This window comes from Pelagerythrobacter aerophilus (genome assembly GCF_003581645.1).
Classification (GTDB): Bacteria; Pseudomonadota; Alphaproteobacteria; order Sphingomonadales; family Sphingomonadaceae; genus Pelagerythrobacter; species Pelagerythrobacter aerophilus.
In genome coordinates this window covers 287,505-306,468 of record NZ_QXFK01000019.1, presented here as the reverse complement: position 1 = coordinate 306,468, position 18,964 = coordinate 287,505, and the positions used below count along the sequence as shown (strand labels likewise).

Below are 18,964 nucleotides of genomic sequence, written 5' to 3'. Positions count from 1 at the left end.
TCGGGGGTCACGGCGCGGGTTGATGCGAATACAAGGGCCTCGAAGAACCAGAAGGCGCCGATGGCTGGTTGAATATCCTCGCGCAGCTCCGGTCGGAATATTTCTCCTCATCGCGGCGATCACCGCGCTCAGCGTCTTTGCGATCGAGCGCGGGGAAGCCGAGCGCGAGGCTGCGACCCTCAACGAGCGCGCGCGGGCGGTCGCTTCCGCGCTCGAGCGGCGGGGCAACGCGAGCGCCGCCTATTTGCGCGCGGGATCGGCGATGTTCGCAGCGGTCGACCGGGTGGACGAGAATCTGTTCGACCGGTTCGTCTCCGAACTGCAGCTCGATTTCGATTATCGCGGCGCGGAAGGAATCGGCTGGGCGCAAAGCCTCCGCCCCTTCGAACTCGACCAGTTCCGGCTCGGCGCCAACGAGGGCGTCTCGGAGTCGATCAGGATCAAGCCCGCGCCGACGAGCGTGACGGGGCGGATCGTGCCGGTCACCTTCCTGCGCCCGCTCACCGAGCGCAACCACCGGATGCTCGGCTACGACATGTATTCGGAGCCGGTGCGCAGGGCTGCGATGGACGAAGCGGAAGCATTGGCCCGGCCCGTCGCCAGCGGCAAGGTCGTCCTGCCCCGCGGAGGCGCGGACAGGCCCGGTTTCGTCATCTATATGCCAGTCTTCCGCGACAGTGGTGTAGGGCGGCGCTTGCGCGGCTTCGTTTTCAGCCCCTTCGATGCCGAGGATTATCTTACCTCGGCGCTCGAACTGGCCGACGCGGGGGACCGCGGCGTGCGCCTCTATGACGGCGAAGCGACGCCCGACCGGCTGCTCGCGCAGATCGAACCGGCGGCCGGATCCGGAATCCTCGCGCAGAAGCAGGTCATCATCGCCGACCGGCCGATGGTGGTCGAAGTGGAATCCGCCAGCTCCTATTCGCTTTCCACCCTGTCGATGCTGACCCTGCTGTTCGGGCTGCTGGTGGCGAGCCTGCTGCTTGTCGTCGCGCGGCTGGTGACCCAGCAGGCGCGGGAGGATCAGCTCAAGCTCGAATGGCTCGAGGAGCAGGATTCGATCCGCAATTCGCTGACCCGCGAGCTCAATCACCGGGTCAAGAACACGCTCGCCAACGTATTGTCGATCGTTGCGCTCACTCGCCGGCGCTCGGAAACGCTGGACGAGTTTGCCGACGGGCTGGACGGGCGCATCCGCGCGATCTCGGCGACCCACGACCTGCTTACGCAGTCCGAATGGGGCACCACCCCGGTGCGCGCGGTCGTCGCGGCCGAGCTCGCGCCGCACGTCAACGATAGCGGCCAGGATTTCGTCATCGCCGGGCCCGAGGTCGAACTCGCGCCGAACGACGCGCTGACACTCGGACTGGCGATCCACGAACTCGCGACAAACGCCTCGAAGTTCGGCGCGCTGAGCGAACCGCAAGGGTGCGTTTCGGTCACCTGGGAGCTCGAGGGCAAGGATATCGTGCGGATGGACTGGGTCGAAACCGGCGGTCCCCGGCTGGCGGGCCGCCCCGAGGGGCGCGGCTTCGGTCTGGATCTGATCGAGAAGATCGTCGCCCATGAGCTGAACGAGAAGGTCGAACTCGATTTCCCGCCCGAAGGGGTACGCTGCACCCTGCGCATTCCCGTGCGCCGGCCGAGCGAATTCGCGATCCGCGCAGCGCGGCGGCGGAGCGTGATGGAAGGTTGAACGGGCAGCGGGCGGCCGGCTTGCCGACCGCCCGCAACCGGAGCCGATCAGGCGATCGGGCGGCTCGAGTTGAAGAACAGCGCCTGGCTGATGGCCGTGCGGACGGTGGCTTCCTTGAACGGCTTGGTGACCAGATAGGTCGGCTCCGGGCGATCGCCCGTCAGCAGCCGTTCGGGGTAGGCGGTGATGAAGATCACCGGCACGCTGTCGATCGCGAGAATGTCGTCGACAGCGTCGAGCCCCGATGAACCGTCGGCGAGCTGGATATCCGCGAGCACGAGCCCGGGGGTACGCTGAGCGACGACTTCCTGCGCCTGCGTGCGCGTCGCCGCGGTCCCGCAGATCTCGTGACCGAGCGAGGTGACGAGATCTTCGAGTTGCATCGAGATGAGCGGCTCGTCCTCGATGATCAGCACGCTGGTGGCCGATTCACGGTCGATCTCCTCGACCGCTTCCTGCACCAGCTTCTGTACGGAGTCGCTGTCGAGATCCATAATCTCGGCGGCCTGGTCGATGCTGAAATCCTCCAGCGTCGTCAGCAGCAGCGCCTGCCGGTTGAGCGGCGTGATCGTGCTCAGGCGGTCGTGCGCGGCAGCCTCGTGACCGTCGACACCGTTTCCTGCACCCGCGACCTCCATGTGGGCGCTGGCCCAGATCTTGTTGAACGCCCGGTACAGCGGCACCCGGCCATCGGCCAGCGACGCCTTGAGATCCTCGTCGGCAAGCGCGGCTTCGAGCGTCTGGCGCACGAAGGCGTCTCCCGTCGACTGCGACCCCGTCAGCGCACGAGCGTAACGGCGCAGGTAAGGCAGATTGTTGGCAACTTGCTCTCCAAGCGGCATGAATTCCCTTCCCTAGATAGGCGTCGCTAGAACGCGCGCCGGCAGGCATGGTTCCAATGAGCCCGTCTGGTGGACGATAAGCACTTGTTGCGCAACAGCTTAAGGGGGTTCCGGCGGCCGTGCGAAAATTTTTTGAGAGCGCGGGGAACCGGATTTCAGGCCGAACATTATCCCAGTGTCACCGCCGAGACCCCCCTCCCGTCCAAGCGGCTGGTGATACGATCCCGAAGGGCCTCCGTTCGAATTTCGAGCGGAGGCCTTTTTTCTTGCCCTCCGCGCGTGCCGGCTGATCGGATCGGCGCAGTCTCGCGCGGAGTCAGCGGGCGATAAGCCGGAAGCGGGAGAGGAGGCCGCGCGGGTGCTGCTCGCGGACGGCACGGACGAGTGCGGCGGGTTCGTACGGCTTCACCAGGATCGGGCCGAGCGCGGCGATCTCCGGCGGAATCCGTTCGGGCGCGCCGGTGGAAAAGATGATTCCCGGCGGCTTGGGGCCGATGCCGCCGACCAGTTCGGCGACCGCCCAGCCATCGTCCCGGTCGGCCAGATGAACGTCGAGCACGATCACGTCGGGCGGGGCGCGGCGCAGCGCCGCAAGCGCGGCATCGGTCGTATGGCAGATTTCGACCTGCGCGGCGCCGGCATCGATCAGCGCACCTTCCATGCTCAGCGCCAGCATCGCATCGTCCTCGACGATCAGAATGTGCCCGAGCTTGTCCGTCGACTCCATGATGCTCGCAATCCGTTGGGCCCGGCCCGTTGCCGTGCGCTGGCTGTTCAACGGCAGGCGAGACGGCGGGGTTCCCGCAACGACCCACTTGCCCGCGTGATTCAGCTGCCGTTTACAGTGTCTTGCGGTAGATCGCGTATTCGCGGTTGATCCGGCTCTCGATAGTGTCCGCGATCGCGATCATTCCCTGATTGTCGTCGAGGATCCAGCCGATCTCGCCGCGGGTGGTCCCGTTGACGCGCGTCGTGTCCTCGCGGATCTCGCTGATCATCATGAAGGCGAGCTGGCTGGCGAGCCGCGAATTGTGGAACTCCTTGAGAACGCCCATCAGCGGCACGCGCGCGGTCCGCGCGCGCGGCTTGCGCAGCCAGCGCAGCATGGTGATCCAGCCGAAGGGAAACAGCTTGCCGCCGATCCGCGCCAGCGGTTCGTTGATGTCGGGCAGGGCGAGCATGAAGGCGACCGGCTTGCCGTCGAGCTCGGCGATGCGGGTCAGCTCCTCGCGCACCAGCGGCTTCAGCTTCTTGGCGCCGTATTCGATCTCGCGCTCGGTGAAGGGCACGAAGCCCCAATTGTTCGACCAGGCATCGTTGAGAATATGCAGCACGGTGCGCACGTCCTGCGTGTAGTTGGCATGGTCGACCGGACGAATGCAGATGCGCGGGTTGCGCCGGCCCGACTGGACGATGCGCCGCACCAGCGGCGGGAAATCCTCGCTCACGTCGAGCTCATAGGTGAACAGCCGCTTGGCGACTTCGTAGCCGGCGCTCTCGATATAGCTCTGGTAGCGCGCCGGGTGGTGGCCCATCAGCACTGTCGGGGAATGGTCGTGCCCGGCGACGAGCAGGCCCGGTTCCTCCCACATCGACAGCGAGATGGGCCCGAGCACGCGGGTCATGCCGCGCGCGCGCAGCCAGTCCTCCGCTGCCGCCAGCAGCGCCTCCGCGGCCGGCTGATCCTCCGCATCGAAATAGCCGAAGATGCCGGTGCCGGGGCCGAACCCCTGCTCCGGCCGCATCTCCAGCATCAGGCGGTCGACGCAGGCCGCGATCCGGCCGACGGGCTTGCCGCCGCGCCGGGCGATGAAGAGCTGGACGTCGGCATGCTCGAACAGCGGATTGCGCTCGGGATCGAGCAGTTCGAGCTGTTCGGAGCGCAGTTGCGGCACCGAATGTGGCGTCTCGTCTGCGAACCGCCGGCCGACGTCGACGAAGGCCGCGCGCCCCGCCTTGGTCTTGCCGTCCAGGGGTTCGATTACTACTTGGGCGTCGATCACGGGGCATCCTGTTCAGCTTGGGTTAGCCCTGTGTTTGCTTGTTGCAGATTGTCAAGCGACAGCGCCAAATGGCCGCCACCGGGACGGGATTGTTCCGCAAGGCGGTTTTTTGCTGTAGGGCGCGGTTTCCGGGAAACATGGCCATGAACATGCATCAGAGCATAGATTCCGCTGCCCTCGCACGTGCGGCAGCGACAGTGCCGCCGAAGCAGGCGATCGCGGACGACAAGGACATGCTGCGCGCCGCCCGCGATCTGACCAAGGATCTGATCGCCGCGAAACCGGCGATCTACTGGACCGACATGCTGCTTTCGGCGGGGCTCGGGTACGCCGCGCTGGCCGGAACGATCCTGATCGGCAGCGTGCCGCTGGCCATCGTGCTGGGGACCATCGCCGCGCTCTCGCTCTACCGCGCGCTGCTGTTCATCCACGAACTCTCGCATATCCATCGCGACGCGCTGCCGGGTTTCCGGCTGGCCTGGAACCTGCTCGTCGGCATTCCGATGCTCACCCCCTCGTTCATGTACGAAGGCGTGCATACGCTGCACCACGCGCGCACCCGCTACGGCACCGTGGAGGACCCCGAGTATCTGCCGCTGGCGCTGATGAAGCCTTGGTCGCTGCCGCTGTTCGTGCTCATCGCGCTGCTGCTGCCTTTCGCGCTCCTGTTCCGTTTCGCGGTGCTGGTGCCGCTGGGTGCGGTGATCCCGCCCATCCGCACGATCGTGTGGCAGCGGTTCTCCTCGCTCTCGATCAATCCGCAGTTCCGCCGCCGCCCGCCCGAAGGCGAGCTTCGGCCCAGAGTGTTCTGGCAGGAACTGGGGGGGAGTGTGTGGGCTCTCGCCCTGCTCGCCAGCACTTTCGCGGTCGGCTGGCAGCCGCTGCTGATCGCGCTTGCCGTGTTCTCGGCCGCCGCGGTGCTCAACCAGTTGCGCACGCTGGTGGCGCACCTGTGGGAGAACGACGGCGAACCTATGACGGTGACCGCGCAGTTCCTCGATTCGGTGAACGTGCCGCCGCCGGGGCGGATTGCCGAGATCTGGGCCCCGGTGGGGCTGCGCTATCACGCGCTGCACCACTTGTTGCCGAGCATGCCCTACCACTCGCTGGGCGAGGCGCACCGGCGGCTCGCGGCGCATCTCGGCACGGGTTCGACTTACGACGGGGCCAATCACCCGGGCATGGTCCCGCTGGTCCTACGTATAGCCCGCAGCACGATGCGCCCGCGCTAGGTCCTGAGCCCAGGTTCCGTTATCGGCAAAGAAAAAGGGCCGCTTCCGGTGAGGAAGCGGCCCTTATCTTGTGGTTCGGGTGCGGGCTTATTCGCCCTCGACCGTCAGCGAAGGATCGCGATCGACATCGGCGCGTACGCGCGTGTCGGCATCGCCCACATCGGCCTCGATACCGTCTTCGCTGACCGTGACGCGGTCGCCGTCGTCGGCAGTGGCATCGTCCTCGGTCACGACAGTGGTGGTCTCCGGAACCGGCACCACGGTTTCCTCGACCACGGTCTCGGTCTCCGTCGGCTCGGGAGCATTCGCTTCGCTGCAGGCGCCGAGCGCAAGTGCGGCAGCGAGCGCGGGAATGGCGAGGATCTTCATGCCAGGTCTCCTTTGTGACGACATTGTGGCATAGACTCGCAGCTCGGCGGGAGGTTCCCCGGGGTGCTATTCCTCGGTACGGACCAGCACCGTTTCGCCGATCAGCAGGAACAGGAAGAACGGCGCCCAGGCCGCCAGGAACGGCGGATAGCCGCCGAAGCTGCCCATCGCGAGCGCGGCGTTGTCGATCACGAAGTAGGCGAAGCCGAGCGCCATCGCGATGATCGCGCGCAGGAAGAGCTGCCCCGAGCGGGCGAGCCCGAAGGCGGCGATCGCGCCGAGCAGCGGCATGAGGAAGGTCGATAGGGGGCCGGACAGCTTGTGCCACCAGGTGGCGCGCAGCTCCGCGGTTCGCCGGCCGGCATCCTCGTAGGCGCCGATCGACTGGAACAGCTCGACGAAATTCTGCGTGTCCGGATCGACGCTCTCGAGCGCGATCTGTGCCGGGGTCAGCCCCTCTGCCACCACCAGCTCGGGCAGGCGGGTGGTGTCGGCGCTCGCAACGTCGAAACGCGCCGCGTTCTCGAGCCGCCAGCCGGGGGCGGCATAGGAAGCAGACTCAGCGCGGACCTGCTCCACCAGCATTCCGCCGTCACCCCGGCGGTACCAAGTGACGCCGCGCATGGTCATGTCACCGCCCTGGCCGGCGAGCGAGCTCGCGGTGAGGATGTCGTTGCCGTCGGTAAGATAGACATTGGAGCGGACGCCCGATTCCTGCGGTATGGGGCCGAAATCGTTGGCTTCCCACGCCTTGAGCGTTTCGGTCGTGCGGGTGACGACCACTTCGTTGAACGTGAAGCTGATCGCCGAGACCACGGCGGCGGTGAGCAGCAGCGGCGCGAGCACCTGATGCGCGGAGAGGCCGGCGGCCTTCATCGCGATCACTTCGCTGTTCTGGTTGAGAGTCACGAGCGCGATGATCGTCGCCAGCAGCACCGAATAGGGCAGGAACCGCGCCACGAGCTGCGGCACGCGGAGCGTGACATACGTCCACAGCTCTCCCTGCCCGTTGCCCGGCGCGGCCAGGATGTCGCCGCTGGTGCTGAGAAGGTCGAGCATCATCAGCACGAGCACGAGGACTGCGAGCATCGCCACGATCCGCACCGCGAACAGCTTGGCGAGGTAGAGCGTGAGCGTGCGCGAGGGGAAGAAGTCGAACTGCATCGGTCGGGCGCGCTACTCGGCAGGAGCCAGTTCGGGAACCCGCTGCCGCCGCCAGCCGAACAGCTTGCGAATGCGCTTGGCCAGCTTGTCGAACGCCGTTTCGAGCGCACCGATCGGCTGCCCGCCGGGCACGACCGCGACCTTGTGGTACATCCACAGGATCAGCGCGGCGAACAGCAGGAAGGGGACCCACAGCGCGAGCACCGGTTCGAAGCGCCCGAGCGCGGCGAAGTCCTCCCCGTACTGATTCACCTTGTGATAGGCGACGACCATCACGACCGAGAGGAACACCCCGAGCGCGCTGGTGGATCGCTTGGGCGGGATCGCGAGGGCGACCGCCAGCAGCGGCATCAGCGCCATCATCACCACCTCGACCATACGGAAGTTGAAGCTCGCCTGGCTCGCGTCGCGCTTGGCCTGCGTCGTCGTGTCGCTCCAGCCGATCTTGAGGAGCTCGGGCAGGATGTACTCGCGCTCGGCATCGCCGCGGTCGCGGAACGATTCGATCTGCGGCAGATCGATCGGCAGGTCGTGGCGGGTGAAGCTGAGCACGCGCGGAGTGTTGCTGCCGGTGTCCTGCACGATCGTGCCGTCGGTCAGCCGCAGGATGATCGTGTCGGGGCTGTCGGTGGTGGCGAGGAAGGCGCCCTCGCGCGCGGAAATGGAGAGCACCTGTCCCTTGTCGTTGGCGACACGCGCGAAGATGCCCTGCAGCCGCCGGCCCTGGTCCTCGCTCTCCTCGATCCTGAGTGCCATGCGATCGGCGAGCGTGGTGAACTCGCCGACCTTGATCGAAGCGCCGAGAGCGCCCGATCGCAGCTCGTAATCAAGCTGTTCGTAGTAATAGCGGCTGACCGGCTGGACGTAGAACACCAGCGCCAGGTTGACCGCCATCAGCACCCCGGTAATGATGTAGGGGACGCGCAGCAGCCGGCCGTAGCTGAGGCCGACCGCACGCATGACGTCGAGCTCGCTCGAGATCGCGAGCTTGCGGAAGGCGAGCAGGATCCCGAGCAGCAGGCCGAGCGGAATGGCGAGGCTGGCGTATTCGGGCATCAGCGCGCCGAGCATCTTGAACACGACGCCGATCGGACCGCCTTCCACGGCGACGAAATCGAACAGCCGCAGCATCTTGTCGAGCAGCAGCAGCGAAGCCGCGATCGCGAACACCCCCAGCATCGGCAGGGTCACCAGCCGGAAGATATAGCGATCGAGAGAGGGGATGAAGTTGAACACGGGTCCCGAACGGCAGCTAGGTTTCAAGCGCCTCTAGCGCGATTTTGCCGCCCGGTCATGCCTCCGATGCGCCGAACGCGACGGTCAGGCCTTCTCCAGCGTGCATTGCAGCGGATGCTGGTTCTGGCGGGCGAAGTCCATCACCTGGTTCACTTTGGTCTCGGCGACCTCGTAGGGGAAGATGCCGCACACGCCGACGCCGCGCTGGTGGACGTGCAGCATCACCCGCGTCGCCTGCTCCAGATCCATGCGAAAGAAGCGCTTGAGCACCATGACGACGAACTCCATCGGCGTGTAGTCGTCGTTCAGCAACAGAACCTTGTACTGGCTCGGCTTCTTGGGCTTGGCCTTGGTCTTGGTGGCGATGCCGAGCTGACCATCGCCCGTGCGGTCCGAATCATCATCGTCGCCCGCGCCGCGGGGGCACAGGTCGGGAATGGGGGCGATGGAGCGGGGGATCGTCATGCGTCGGCAATATCGTATGGCAGGGCGGCATTCGCAAGATGGCGCGCGGCGATTGCACACGGGTTGACGGTGCGGCGAAACGAAAAAGGAGCCGGCCAGCGCATGGCTGACCGGCTCCCATATCAAGGCCCCGGCTGTTAGGGAGAGGAGGTGCCGGGCCTCGTGAAACGTGCCGGATCAGGCGGCCTTGCGGACCTTGTCCATCGCCAGGCTCACGCGGCTCGAAAGCGGCGCGGCGACGTCGTTGGCGAGCTTGACCCAGGTTTCGGTCGCCTTCGAGAACTGCGCGATGGCGGCATCGAAGTTGCGGCTGGCGATCTTGCCCTGGAGCTGGACGAGTTCGGTCGGCGACTTGACCGCGGCGATCTCGCGAGCGTCGGCGGTCAGGGTCTCGACTGCGGCCTTGCTCTCTTCGGTGGCGGTCTTCGTCAGGTCCTGCAGGGCGGCGGAGAAGATCCGGCCGGATTCGACGAACGCGTCGAAGTTGCCCTTGCTCAGCTCGCGCATCTCGGCGGCATATTCGGCGCCCTGCTCGTAGGCGCTCTTGGCACGGGCCTGAAGCTCGGCAAGGCCTTCGGTCATCTGCGCGGTGTAGTCGGTGGTCTTGGTCATGGCGGGTTCCTTGGAAATAGGTTTGCTGGCGGTTTTCGCCGCGGGCTTGCGGGCGGGCGCAGCCTTCTTTTTTGCGGCGGCTTTGGTCACGGTCTTCCTGGGGGTCACGGTCTTCTTCGATTTCGGCGCCGCCTTGGCTGCCGGAGCAGCCGCGGCGGGAGCCGTGTCATCGGTCTTCACCTCGGCCTTCGCGGCGGAGGCTTCGGCATAGGCCTTCTCGGCCACTGCATCGGTCTTCGCTTGGGGCTGGGTAGCCATTGCGGTCGTCCTGTGCCTGCGGGCGCAATGCCCTTCATGTTGCAGTGCACAAAATAGTTACCGCAAGCGCGAAGTCAAGACAATTTTGTGCAGCGCACAATCGGCCTGGCCTCGCCTCCGCGGACAGCCCTCACCGCGTCTTGACGTAACGCCCCGGCGCATCCTCGATCACCCGGTCGCCTTTGCCGCCCGGCTTGCGCTTGCCTTTCGCCGGCACGCGTGCCGGATCGTGCGCCTCGAGCCAGGCCAGCCAGTGGGGCCACCAGCTTCCCGCATGCTCGCTCGCGCCTTCGATGAATTCCTCCAGCGAGCCGGCCGCGCTGTCGCCGGTCCAGTGCTGGTACTTGTTTGCAGCGGGCGGGTTGACCACGCCTGCGATATGGCCCGACCCCGCGAGGACGAACGTGGTGTCGCCGCGGAAGTGACGGGTCGCGCGCCAGACGCTTTCGGCGGGGGCGATGTGATCTTCTCGCCCGGCCTGGATATAGGCCGGAGTCTCGATCCGGGTGAGATCGATCGGCGTGCCGTCGGCGGAGAGGGCGTCGGGCACGACCAGCTTGTTGTCGCGGTAGAGGTCGCGCAAGTAGGCGCCGTGCCAGGCGGCGGGCAGGTTGGTGACGTCGCCGTTCCAGTGGAGCAGGTCGAATGCCGGGTAGTCCTCCCCCAGCAGGTAGTTGCTGACGACGTAGTTCCAGATCAGGTCGCGGCTGCGCAGCGCATTGAAAGTCGCGGCGAGATAGCGCCCGTCGAGATAGCCCTCCGGCGCGAGCTTGCCGATCATCTCGATCTGCTGGTCACCCACGAAATTGAGCAGCTCGCCTGCGTTCTCGAAGTCGACCTGCGCGGTGAAGAAGGTCGCGCTCTTGACTTTCTTCGCCTCTCCGCGCCGGGCGAGCACTGCCAGCGTCGCGGCAAGCGTGGTGCCGGCGACGCAGTAGCCGATCGTGTGCACCGCCGGTACGTCGAGCCGGCTGCGCACCTGATCGATCGCGTCGATCTGCGCGCGGATATAATCGTCCCACACGACGTCCTTCATGCTCGCGTCGGCCGATTTCCAGCTCACCACGAACACGCTGAGGCCCTGGTCGACCGCCCACTTGATGAAGCTCTTCTTCGACGTGAGATCGAGGATGTAGAAGCGGTTGATCCACGGCGGGAAGATCACCAGCGGCACGGCGAGGACCTGGTCGGTCGCCGGGCTGTACTGGATGAGCTGGTAGAGCGGCGTCTCGTACACGACCTTGCCCGGCGTGGTGGCGATGTTCTCCCCCAGCGCAAAGGCGCTGGAATCGGTATGGGTGAGCTGCCCGCGCCTGAGGTCGTCGATCAGGTGGCGCATGCCCTTGACGAGGTTCTGCCCGCCGGTCTCGATCGTGCGCCGGAGGACCACGGGGTTGGTCGCCAGGAAGTTGTCGGGGCTCATCGCCTCGAGCAGCGTACGGGTCGCGAATTCGAGCTGCGCGCGTTGCTCGTCGGGCACGCCCTGCACGCTCCTCGCCGCGTGGACGACGTAATCGGCGAGCATGAGGTAGGTCTGGTGGAGCAGCAGATAGGCCGGGTGTTCGCGCCATGCCGGATCGGTGAAGCGCCGGTCCTGCCGCGGCAGTTCGGGCGCCTCGCCTTCGCCGTCCGGCCCGGGCCCGAGCATCGCACGGGTCATGCCCTGCCAGAGCTGAAACCCCTCGCTCATGAACCGCTGCGCGGCCGCTGGATCGGGCGACGGCGCGGCATTCGTCCAGCTCTGTGCCAGCAGTGCCCACTGGGCGGGGTCGAACGGGTTGGCCGGGTCCGGCCCCTTCGCGAGCCGCTCCTCGGTAAAATCGAGCCACATCGCGCGCAACTGCTCGGCCGCCCCCGACCATTGCCCGGTCGGGCTCTCCGGCGGAGCGTCCGGCGCGAACCGGCCCAACATCTCGCGCATCAGCTCGCCCTGCATGTCGAAGAAGGCGGCGAAAGGGTCCTGCCGATCGGCCATCGATACGCTCCTGAAGGTCGGCCTCGGGCGGTGATAGCGAAAAGCGCTTTCCACTGCGACCGCTATTCCGTTAGGTTTGCGCTGCGCGAGGGGTCTCGCGTTCCGCCAACAGAGACGAGGTCGATGCACACCGATTTCTACCGCATGAAGCGCCTGCCGCCCTATGTGATCGCCGAAGTGAACGCGATGCGGCACGAGGCGCGACGAGCGGGACGCGACATCATCGATCTCGGCATGGGCAATCCCGACCAGCCGCCGCCACAGCATGTGATCGACAAGCTGTGCGAAGTCGCGGCCAAGCCCGATGCGCACGGCTATTCGCAGTCGAAGGGCATCCCCGGGTTGCGCCGCGCGCAGGCGAATTACTACGGACGCCGGTTCGGGGTCGATCTCGATCCCGAAACCGAAGTCGTGGTGACGATGGGATCGAAGGAGGGGTTGGCCAGCCTCGCCACCGCGATCACCGCGCCGGGCGACGTGGTGCTCGCGCCCAACCCGAGCTATCCGATCCATACCTTCGGCTTCATCATCGCCGGCGCGACGATCCGCAGCGTGCCGACCACGCCGGACGAAAACTATTTCCGCAGCCTCGAGAAAGCGATGCACTTCACCGTGCCGCGCCCGAGCGTGCTGGTGGTCAACTATCCCTCCAACCCGACCGCCGAAGTGGTCGACCACGCGTTCTACGAGCGGCTGGTCGCCTGGGCGAAGGAGAACAAGGTCTGGATCCTGTCGGACCTCGCCTATTCGGAGCTCTACTTCGATGGCAACCCGACGCCCTCGATCATGCAGGTCAAGGGCGCGAAGGACGTCGCGGTCGAGTTCACCTCGATGTCGAAGACTTATTCGATGGCCGGTTGGCGGATGGGTTTCGCGGTCGGCAACCGGCATCTCATCGCGGCGATGTCGCGGGTGAAATCGTACCTCGACTACGGCGCATTCACGCCGATCCAGGCGGCCGCCTGCGCGGCGCTCAATGGTCCGCAGGACATCGTCGAGACCAACCGGCAGCTCTACCACAAGCGGCGTGACGTGATGGTCGAGGCGTTCGGCCGCGCGGGCTGGGACATTCCGCCGCCGCCCGCCTCGATGTTCGCCTGGGCGCCGCTGCCGTCGGCGCTCAAGGAGATGGGCAGCCTCGAATTCTCCAAGCAATTGCTGATCCACGCCGACGTCGCGGTCGCGCCGGGTGTCGGCTACGGCGAGGAGGGCGAAGGCTACGTCCGTATCGCGATGGTCGAGAACGAGCAGCGCCTGCGCCAGGCCGCGCGCAACGTGAAGCGCTACTTCGCCTCGCTCGGCCTCAACACGGTCGCTCGCACCGGCTGACGTTCGCTCGGCAATGCCGCCGGATCGGATCGACTGTGCATTGACGGTTCGATCCGCCCGTTCCTAGCATCCCCCGGAAAAACAACGGGTCGGGGGACGCATGGATAATTTTGGGGCGGCGGGTTCGTGATGTGGTGCGCGCAGGATATGGAGCGGCCGGTTCTGCCGCGCCGCTTTTCCGCCGGACCGGTCATGCTCGACCTGTTTCACCGTGACGGGCTCGTGCGCGATCGCTGGCTGCAGCTTCATCCGCGCGAGTTCGAGGTGCTCTGGCATCTGGCGGAATGCGCGCCCGAACCAGTGTCGCAGGACCGCCTGCTGCGCGACGTCTGGCGGCTGGACTTCGACCCGGAAACGAATCGCGTCGCGGTGGCGATCTGCCGGATACGCGCCAAGATGCGCGCCGTGGGCCTTCGCGGGCTGATCGCGACGATCCCCGAGCGTGGCTATCTCCTGCGCGCGGGCGCGGAAGCGCTGGACAGCCTCTCGCGCTTGGGCGACGATGGTGCGTTCCAATCGGCGGCAGGTGAGATCAATGGGGTTTCGGGAAAACGATCGGATTTCGATCGATCTGGGTAGCGACGGCGTGGCGCAAGTGCGCCTGACGCGGCCCGACAAGATGAACGCGCTCGATCCGGAGATGTTCGCCCGTCTGATCGAAGCGGGCCGCGCACTGCACGAGATGAAAGGGCTGCGGGTGGTCGTTCTTTCGGGTGAGGGGCGAGCGTTCTGCGCCGGGCTCGACCTGTCGAACTTCGCGAAGGCGCCCGATCCGGACGGACCGCGAATCACCGACCGCACGCACGGCAACGCCAACATGTTCCAGCAGGTCGCCATGCAGTGGCGCAAGCTGCCGGTGCCGGTGATCGCGGCGGTTCACGGCGTCTGCTTCGGCGGCGGCCTGCAGATCGCCAGCGGCGCCGACATCCGCGTTGCCGCGCCCGATACCCGCATGGCGGTGATGGAGATGAAGTGGGGCCTCGTCCCCGACATGGGCGGTTACGCGCTCTGGCGCGGCCTGGTGCGCGACGACGTGCTGCGCGAACTCATCTACACCAATCGCGAGTTCACCGGGGAGGACGCACTGACTCTCGGCTTCGCCACCCATGTCGATTCCGACCCGCTCGCCCGCGCCACTGCGATCGCCGCGGAAATCGCCGGCCGCAATCCGCACGCGATCCGCGCCGCCAAGCGGCTCGCCGCTGCGATGGTCGAACGCACGACCGACGAGATCCTGCTCGAGGAAAGCATGGAGCAGCACAAGATCATGCGCACGCCCAACCAGGTCGAGGCTGTGATGGCGGGGATGGAAAGACGCCTGCCGAAATTCACCGACGTCTGAGATCGATCAGCCAAAAATCGCCGCTGCCTGCATCCCTTCGAGCATCTGCTGCCCGCCGGCATTCCAGAGCCGCAGTCGCTCCGACGAATAGCCGTGGTCCGCATGCTGGCTGGCGTTCTCCGACAGCCACCAGCCGTCGCGGGTCGCGGGCGCGGCATCCAGCACGTTGAATGACCAGTTGATCGAGCTGACCGGCCCCTGCCGCTGCATCGCGCGCATGGCGCCGGGCGGCAGCACGTCGCCCATCAGGATCAGCTCAGATACGGGATCGAGCACTCCCTGCCCGGTCAGCCGCGCCCAGCGCCGTACGACCGGCGCGCCGGGGCCGCGCTCGTCCTGCGCGCGGCGGAGATCGAAGTTGCGGATGAAGGCCGGGCCCTTGTCGGTCATCACCGGCTCAGAGTCCTCGGGTGCGCCGGGCCAGTCGCTGGGCTCGGCCGCGGGGTGAACGGCGTTGGGCTCGCGCGCGGTGCCGAACAGCCAGAACGCCGTGAGTGCGCAGGCCCCCTCGCACCAGATCTCGCTGCGCACTTGCGCGACGTTGCGCCCCTGGCGCACGATCTCGCGCCGCAGCTCGATCTCTCCCCCGACCGGGGCGACGAAAGCGATCTGCCCGGCGCGCAGCGGCGGCAGGTCGGGAAAGGCGCGGACGGCGGCGGTATAGGCGACCAGCGCCGAGGCCCCGCCGTAGAGCGTACGCCCCTGCATCCAGGCGTCCGCCTGCGAGAGGTTGGCGGGGCCGCCGGCGGCGGTGACGGGATCGATCAGGCTGGCAATGCTCATGCCGGCAAGCATTTACGGCTTCGCCGGGCGGGGTCCAGACTGACGTTACGGAAGGCGAGTCACCTAACCGATTGCCTTGGCGCGGCCGACTCGCTAGGGGGCCGCTTCCGTCCGCATCGGCGATGCGGAAGGGCGAGGCCCGATGGCGGAGTGGTTACGCAGAGGACTGCAAATCCTTGCACGCCGGTTCGATTCCGGCTCGGGCCTCCACTCTTCGCGAAGCAAGGCATTGCGGCCCGCCCGCCGTGCCGATAAAGGCCCGCGATCAGTGCCGCTTTAGCTCAGTTGGTAGAGCACATCATTCGTAATGATGGGGTCACGTGTTCGAGTCACGTAAGCGGCACCATTTTGTTTCAGATACTTACGACAGGTTCGATATGCCTGCAGGCGATCTCAGATCCCTCCACGTAATCGCCACGTAAGCATGCCACACAAATAGCCCGATGGTCAGCGTCCGGGTTTAGTGGGTCGCGCCGGAGCTTACGCTAGGCGCCGACCCGACTCGGCGTCATGGGGCTGCCTTATCTTAGCCACGCACCACTTGATCTCGATGACGGCAGCGAAGAGGAAGTAGTGCCGGGCTTCCCCGGCCGCTCTCTATTGCGCCTGAAATCCTCGTACTACCCACCAGATTATGGCAAGCCCCAGCGCTAAGGGTAGGGCCAGCAGGCCCCACAGAAGAGCCATCTCGACGATCGCCGCATTTTCGCTCGCCCTCTGGTTGGCTAAAACCATCTCTCGCATGTTTTCGTCTGCGGATGCCTCAAGGAAGATGTCTGACCATGTCCTCTGCCGCCACGCCGCGAAGCCACCGATGGCTGTCCAAACTGCTATCCACGATCCGACAATAGCGATCGAGAGGCGGCGATACCCGCGAGCAAAGGTCATTCCCCCGTCTCCTTAGCCAGGTTGGTAGGCTTGGGTGTTCTGGCAGGACGCCGAGGTCGGACCATCCGTGAAGGTATTGGCGGTAGCGTCATAGCTGAACATTATCGGAGTACCGCGCGTTTCGCCTGTTGTGCTGGACTCAAAATCAGCCTTGCCGCTGACCTCCCTCCCTTCAACCCGCATAGCCGTGACGACGTACCGTATGTCCTGCCCCAGGTATTGATACCTGATATCTCCCTCACGCTCAGCGGTGTTCAGTGCGAGCCAATATTTTGACAGGCCGCTGTCGCTCACACAGTATTTCTCAAGCTGGGTCGGGATCGGCTTCTCGGTGCAGGCCGACGTGAGCAGGATGGCGACGGCCAGGAAGAACACCCATTTCATAAGAACCCCCTGTTGATTCTCCCGCAGGAGAGAGGGGTATTGCCCCCCCAGTAGTCTGGTCAACCACCCCTTTCCCCGGGCAAAGCTCTTGCCCTGTAGTCAGCTTCGGGCATACTTAGATGCCGAGGGGGGATATTATGTCGATTGAAAAGCTGAAAAGTGCCGGCGGCATGGCGGCAGGCTTGCTATTGATGCTTGTCTTGCTCGCCCTTCCGTTGATGCTTCTGTTGGGTGCCGCTGAGATCAGTGTTTGGGCGCTCGATTGGATTCCTCAAGCGATTGGCATTGCCACGCTCGGATGCATGCTCCTGATACCCTTGGCGATCATTCCGGCGACCAGAGGGCTCGCGGCAAGTTTATTTGGTCTCGCTTCTCTCGTGTTCGGTGCTTGCCTATGGCTGTACGCGTTAGCTTTCACCTACCTCGAATGGGGCATGCTTGGCGTCGTCATCGGCGTTTTGATTTTTGGTGTCGGCGTAGTGGTCACTGGCACATTGGCCGCGATTTTCTCGGGGATGTGGGTGGTTCTGGGCAATGTAGCCTTCCTACTCGCGTTGTTCGTGGGCACTCGCCTCCTGAGTGTATGGTTGGCGCGTCTCGCTGACGAGCGCCACATGAGGAAGGCAGCGCGTGAGACGCCGTCGGAGGTTGTCATCGCGCACAAAATCGAGGGCTGATTACCGCGCTCGATGCGTTGGTCTAGTGTGTGTGAGACCGATGAGAATTTGACGCGGCCAGCGGCCAGTGCCACCCCGATCACGTCTTAGCGACGGGAGGCTCGCAAATGCGGATGATGCTAGCGCTCGGATCGATCCTGTTGTGCGGATGCGCAGCGCAACCCATCGACGAGGAACCCGCGCAGAAGGTTGGCATCGCAAATCCAGCGTCGGAGTATTGCGTCGCCCAAGGCGGCGAGGTCGAGATACGCGATGGCGCCGATGGCCAGGTAGGATATTGCCACCTGCCGGATGGTACGGTTGTGGAGGAATGGGAGTTCTTTCGGGCCAGCCAATCCGATCAGCCGCAATGAGCCTGGTACATCGGTCTAGTATGTGAGACCGATATCCAAGCCGCTGAAATATTTCCTTTCGCCCTCTTGCGTCCCTGAGTCCCGCTCCGTCACACTATTGCCCGCAGCAGGGAGTTAGTCATGTCGGCAGCGACGGGGTCGAGCGGAGAGCGGCGGTTCGTGACGATGCGGTTCAAGCGCATCAAGACGTGGGGCCATGTCTACCATGTCCGCCGCCACAACACTCGCGAGATGGAATGCCGGCATCTGGAGAAGGATGCGCCACCGCCTACATTGATGGTTGGCACGGCAGATGTGAGCGGAGAGATCCGGAAGTTGCTCGATCGGTACGGCGTGAAGCACCGGCCCGGCGGAGTCCTCGCGCTGGAGTTCGTCGTCTCGACCTCTCGCGAGGTGTTCGAGGGACTCGACCAGCCGGCGTACGAGCGCAGGCTCCAGAAGTTCATTGTGCAGACGCTCCGTGCGTTCAGCGATCGCTTCAAGATTCCGGGCCAGGTGGTCTCGATGGCGCTGCACGAAGATGAGCGCACTCCGCATCTGCACCTAGTTGTCGTTCCGCTGATTCATGAGCCCGATAACCGCAGGAAGGACAAGGCGCCCGTCTACCGCCTTTCCGCCAAGCGCGTTGTGGGCGGACGGGGCGATATGAGCCGGGAGCAAACACGGTTCGCATCGTTCTTCGAGGAGATGGGACTTGAGCGAGGGAGGGAGCGCTCGGGTGCCCGCAACATTAGCAATCGTGAGCATGAGGTTCGGCTGGAAGAAGCCAGGCAGGCTGCGCTGGCGGAAGGGACCGCGTTGTCGAAGGACCGGCAGCGGGTTTCTGAGCTCGCCATCCAACTGGACAGTGAGCGCGGCGCGCTTGCGGCTGAGCGTCAGCGGTTCGCCTACGGCTTGGAGCGAATCAAGTCAGACCGGGAGAGGCTGGACGCCGAGCGGGCTGCTGTCGAGCGCGAGCGGGCTGCGCTTCGGGCGGAGCAGGGCAAGCTGCGCGAACAACTAGATCGGCTCGCAACGGAGCGTGCAGCGGTCATCGCGAAAGCAAAAGAAGCCGAGGCGCTGAAGAGGCGCGCCGTCAAGCGGGCGCTGGCTCTACGCGGCATCCTCGAAGAAGGAGAGAGATTCCGCGCAAAGGTGAAGGCGCTGCCTGCTGAACGACGGTCGCTCGCCATGGAAGAGACGCACGTAGTATCGGAGCGGGTTGCGGCGGCTTCCCGCATCGCATCGCAAGACGACGCCTGGCTTGCGGCCATGCTTGCGCATCGTGACGGGCAGGGAGCATCGCGGTAGGATGGCGTTCGAAGCGCCCATGTTGGCAAACACGCCCCGCACAGGCACTGACAAAACCGACAGAAC

Annotated in this window: 20 protein-coding genes and 2 tRNA genes; 10 read left to right on the top strand and 12 right to left on the bottom strand. The window is 65.4% G+C overall.

What is annotated here, in order from left to right; genetic code table 11:
* Positions 1-22 precede the first annotated feature (22 nt).
* On the top strand, positions 23-1,696 hold the full coding sequence (locus D2V04_RS15260; RefSeq protein ID WP_119514572.1) for a CHASE domain-containing protein: 1,674 nt from the start codon (positions 23-25) through the stop codon (positions 1,694-1,696).
* A gap of 47 nt (positions 1,697-1,743) precedes the next feature.
* Here D2V04_RS15260 and D2V04_RS15255 read toward each other — a convergent pair whose 3' ends face one another.
* The 3 genes from D2V04_RS15255 to D2V04_RS15245 all read right to left on the bottom strand — a co-directional run bounded on the left by D2V04_RS15255 (position 1,744) and on the right by D2V04_RS15245 (position 4,541).
* Positions 1,744-2,538 carry a response regulator gene (locus D2V04_RS15255; RefSeq protein ID WP_119514571.1) on the bottom strand — a complete coding sequence of 265 codons (795 nt, stop codon included), beginning with the start codon at positions 2,536-2,538 and terminating at the stop codon, positions 1,744-1,746.
* 316 nt (positions 2,539-2,854) lie between these two features.
* Complete coding sequence (locus tag D2V04_RS15250) at positions 2,855-3,265, bottom strand: response regulator (RefSeq protein ID WP_119514570.1); 411 nt, start codon at positions 3,263-3,265, stop codon at positions 2,855-2,857.
* 112 nt (positions 3,266-3,377) lie between these two features.
* A complete protein-coding gene (locus D2V04_RS15245; RefSeq protein WP_119514569.1) occupies positions 3,378-4,541 on the bottom strand; it encodes an N-acetyltransferase in 1,164 nt (387 codons plus the stop codon).
* 143 nt (positions 4,542-4,684) lie between these two features.
* Here D2V04_RS15245 and D2V04_RS15240 point away from each other — a divergent pair, with 143 nt between their 5' ends.
* Entirely contained in the window at positions 4,685-5,773 is a 1,089-nt protein-coding gene (locus tag D2V04_RS15240) for a fatty acid desaturase family protein (protein ID WP_119514903.1), read from the top strand.
* An 87-nt stretch (positions 5,774-5,860) separates the two neighbouring features.
* On the opposite strand, the gene D2V04_RS15235 is transcribed toward D2V04_RS15240, so the two are convergent.
* From D2V04_RS15235 to D2V04_RS15210, 6 genes are all read right to left on the bottom strand, one after another.
* Positions 5,861-6,142: a hypothetical protein gene (locus D2V04_RS15235; RefSeq protein ID WP_119514568.1), complete on the bottom strand. Its 282-nt coding sequence runs from the start codon at positions 6,140-6,142 to the stop codon at positions 5,861-5,863.
* 66 nt (positions 6,143-6,208) lie between these two features.
* Positions 6,209-7,306, bottom strand: a complete 1,098-nt coding sequence (gene lptG / locus D2V04_RS15230) for an LPS export ABC transporter permease LptG (protein WP_119514567.1) — start codon at positions 7,304-7,306, stop codon at positions 6,209-6,211.
* 12 nt (positions 7,307-7,318) lie between these two features.
* The gene (locus D2V04_RS15225; protein ID WP_119514566.1) at positions 7,319-8,542 is read right to left on the bottom strand and encodes an LptF/LptG family permease; all 1,224 of its coding nucleotides are present in this window, start codon (positions 8,540-8,542) and stop codon (positions 7,319-7,321) included.
* Positions 8,543-8,626: 84 nt separating this feature from the next.
* Positions 8,627-9,007: an ATP-dependent Clp protease adapter ClpS gene (gene clpS, locus D2V04_RS15220; protein WP_119514565.1), complete on the bottom strand. Its 381-nt coding sequence runs from the start codon at positions 9,005-9,007 to the stop codon at positions 8,627-8,629.
* 177 nt (positions 9,008-9,184) lie between these two features.
* The gene (locus D2V04_RS15215) at positions 9,185-9,877 is read right to left on the bottom strand and encodes a phasin family protein (RefSeq protein WP_119514564.1); all 693 of its coding nucleotides are present in this window, start codon (positions 9,875-9,877) and stop codon (positions 9,185-9,187) included.
* 130 nt (positions 9,878-10,007) lie between these two features.
* Complete coding sequence (locus D2V04_RS15210; protein WP_119514563.1) at positions 10,008-11,852, bottom strand: PHA/PHB synthase family protein; 1,845 nt, start codon at positions 11,850-11,852, stop codon at positions 10,008-10,010.
* 123 nt (positions 11,853-11,975) lie between these two features.
* Between D2V04_RS15210 and D2V04_RS15205 the strand changes: the two genes are divergently transcribed.
* The 3 genes from D2V04_RS15205 (at position 11,976) to D2V04_RS15195 (ending at position 14,523) form a co-directional block, all read left to right on the top strand.
* Complete coding sequence (locus D2V04_RS15205; protein ID WP_119514562.1) at positions 11,976-13,181, top strand: LL-diaminopimelate aminotransferase; 1,206 nt, start codon at positions 11,976-11,978, stop codon at positions 13,179-13,181.
* Positions 13,182-13,328: 147 nt separating this feature from the next.
* Entirely contained in the window at positions 13,329-13,760 is a 432-nt protein-coding gene (locus D2V04_RS15200) for a winged helix-turn-helix domain-containing protein (RefSeq protein ID WP_182849780.1), read from the top strand.
* On the top strand, positions 13,717-14,523 hold the full coding sequence (locus tag D2V04_RS15195) for a crotonase/enoyl-CoA hydratase family protein (protein ID WP_119514560.1): 807 nt from the start codon (positions 13,717-13,719) through the stop codon (positions 14,521-14,523). Before D2V04_RS15200 ends, D2V04_RS15195 begins: the two co-directional genes overlap by 44 nt.
* A gap of 6 nt (positions 14,524-14,529) precedes the next feature.
* Here the strand turns inward: D2V04_RS15195 and D2V04_RS15190 are convergent, their stop codons facing one another.
* Positions 14,530-15,306 (bottom strand): acyl-CoA thioesterase, encoded by a 777-nt coding sequence (locus D2V04_RS15190; RefSeq protein WP_119514559.1) that lies wholly within the window; start codon positions 15,304-15,306, stop codon positions 14,530-14,532.
* A gap of 136 nt (positions 15,307-15,442) precedes the next feature.
* On the opposite strand from D2V04_RS15190, the gene D2V04_RS15185 reads away from it, so the two are divergent.
* Together D2V04_RS15185 and D2V04_RS15180 are read left to right on the top strand one after the other, a co-directional pair.
* Positions 15,443-15,516 (top strand) — tRNA-Cys (locus D2V04_RS15185).
* A gap of 60 nt (positions 15,517-15,576) precedes the next feature.
* Positions 15,577-15,652: transfer RNA gene (locus tag D2V04_RS15180), tRNA-Thr, on the top strand.
* Between the two features lie 251 nt (positions 15,653-15,903).
* Here the strand turns inward: D2V04_RS15180 and D2V04_RS15175 are convergent.
* Positions 15,904-16,194, bottom strand: a complete 291-nt coding sequence (locus tag D2V04_RS15175) for a hypothetical protein (RefSeq protein WP_119514558.1) — start codon at positions 16,192-16,194, stop codon at positions 15,904-15,906.
* A 12-nt stretch (positions 16,195-16,206) separates the two neighbouring features.
* Positions 16,207-16,578, bottom strand: a complete 372-nt coding sequence (locus D2V04_RS15170) for a hypothetical protein (RefSeq protein WP_147391845.1) — start codon at positions 16,576-16,578, stop codon at positions 16,207-16,209.
* 137 nt (positions 16,579-16,715) lie between these two features.
* Here D2V04_RS15170 and D2V04_RS15165 point away from each other — a divergent pair, with 137 nt between their 5' ends.
* From D2V04_RS15165 to D2V04_RS15155, 3 genes are all read left to right on the top strand, one after another.
* Positions 16,716-17,255 carry a hypothetical protein gene (locus D2V04_RS15165; RefSeq protein ID WP_147391844.1) on the top strand — a complete coding sequence of 180 codons (540 nt, stop codon included), beginning with the start codon at positions 16,716-16,718 and terminating at the stop codon, positions 17,253-17,255.
* Between the two features lie 107 nt (positions 17,256-17,362).
* Positions 17,363-17,608, top strand: a complete 246-nt coding sequence (locus tag D2V04_RS15160) for a putative hemolysin (RefSeq protein WP_119514555.1) — start codon at positions 17,363-17,365, stop codon at positions 17,606-17,608.
* A 165-nt stretch (positions 17,609-17,773) separates the two neighbouring features.
* On the top strand, positions 17,774-18,898 hold the full coding sequence (locus D2V04_RS15155; RefSeq protein ID WP_228766511.1) for a plasmid recombination protein: 1,125 nt from the start codon (positions 17,774-17,776) through the stop codon (positions 18,896-18,898).
* Positions 18,899-18,964: the final 66 nt, after the last annotated feature.

Excerpts from the sequence above, each read along its gene's own strand:
- D2V04_RS15260 (WP_119514572.1), top strand. The coding sequence starts at position 23 with ATGCGAATACAAGGGCCTCGAAGAACCAGAAGGCGCCGATGGCTGGTT.
- D2V04_RS15255 (WP_119514571.1), bottom strand. The coding sequence starts at position 2,538 with ATGCCGCTTGGAGAGCAAGTTGCCAACAATCTGCCTTACCTGCGCCGT.
- D2V04_RS15250 (WP_119514570.1), bottom strand. The coding sequence starts at position 3,265 with ATGGAGTCGACGGACAAGCTCGGGCACATTCTGATCGTCGAGGACGAT.
- D2V04_RS15240 (WP_119514903.1), top strand. The coding sequence starts at position 4,685 with ATGAACATGCATCAGAGCATAGATTCCGCTGCCCTCGCACGTGCGGCA.
- D2V04_RS15235 (WP_119514568.1), bottom strand. The coding sequence starts at position 6,142 with ATGAAGATCCTCGCCATTCCCGCGCTCGCTGCCGCACTTGCGCTCGGC.
- lptG (WP_119514567.1), bottom strand. The coding sequence starts at position 7,306 with ATGCAGTTCGACTTCTTCCCCTCGCGCACGCTCACGCTCTACCTCGCC.
- clpS (WP_119514565.1), bottom strand. The coding sequence starts at position 9,007 with ATGACGATCCCCCGCTCCATCGCCCCCATTCCCGACCTGTGCCCCCGC.
- D2V04_RS15215 (WP_119514564.1), bottom strand. The coding sequence starts at position 9,877 with ATGGCTACCCAGCCCCAAGCGAAGACCGATGCAGTGGCCGAGAAGGCC.
- D2V04_RS15210 (WP_119514563.1), bottom strand. The coding sequence starts at position 11,852 with ATGGCCGATCGGCAGGACCCTTTCGCCGCCTTCTTCGACATGCAGGGC.
- D2V04_RS15205 (WP_119514562.1), top strand. The coding sequence starts at position 11,976 with ATGCACACCGATTTCTACCGCATGAAGCGCCTGCCGCCCTATGTGATC.
- D2V04_RS15200 (WP_182849780.1), top strand. The coding sequence starts at position 13,329 with ATGGAGCGGCCGGTTCTGCCGCGCCGCTTTTCCGCCGGACCGGTCATG.
- D2V04_RS15195 (WP_119514560.1), top strand. The coding sequence starts at position 13,717 with ATGGGGTTTCGGGAAAACGATCGGATTTCGATCGATCTGGGTAGCGAC.
- D2V04_RS15190 (WP_119514559.1), bottom strand. The coding sequence starts at position 15,306 with ATGAGCATTGCCAGCCTGATCGATCCCGTCACCGCCGCCGGCGGCCCC.
- D2V04_RS15175 (WP_119514558.1), bottom strand. The coding sequence starts at position 16,194 with ATGACCTTTGCTCGCGGGTATCGCCGCCTCTCGATCGCTATTGTCGGA.
- D2V04_RS15170 (WP_147391845.1), bottom strand. The coding sequence starts at position 16,578 with ATGAAATGGGTGTTCTTCCTGGCCGTCGCCATCCTGCTCACGTCGGCC.
- D2V04_RS15165 (WP_147391844.1), top strand. The coding sequence starts at position 16,716 with ATGTCGATTGAAAAGCTGAAAAGTGCCGGCGGCATGGCGGCAGGCTTG.
- D2V04_RS15160 (WP_119514555.1), top strand. The coding sequence starts at position 17,363 with ATGCGGATGATGCTAGCGCTCGGATCGATCCTGTTGTGCGGATGCGCA.
- D2V04_RS15155 (WP_228766511.1), top strand. The coding sequence starts at position 17,774 with ATGCGGTTCAAGCGCATCAAGACGTGGGGCCATGTCTACCATGTCCGC.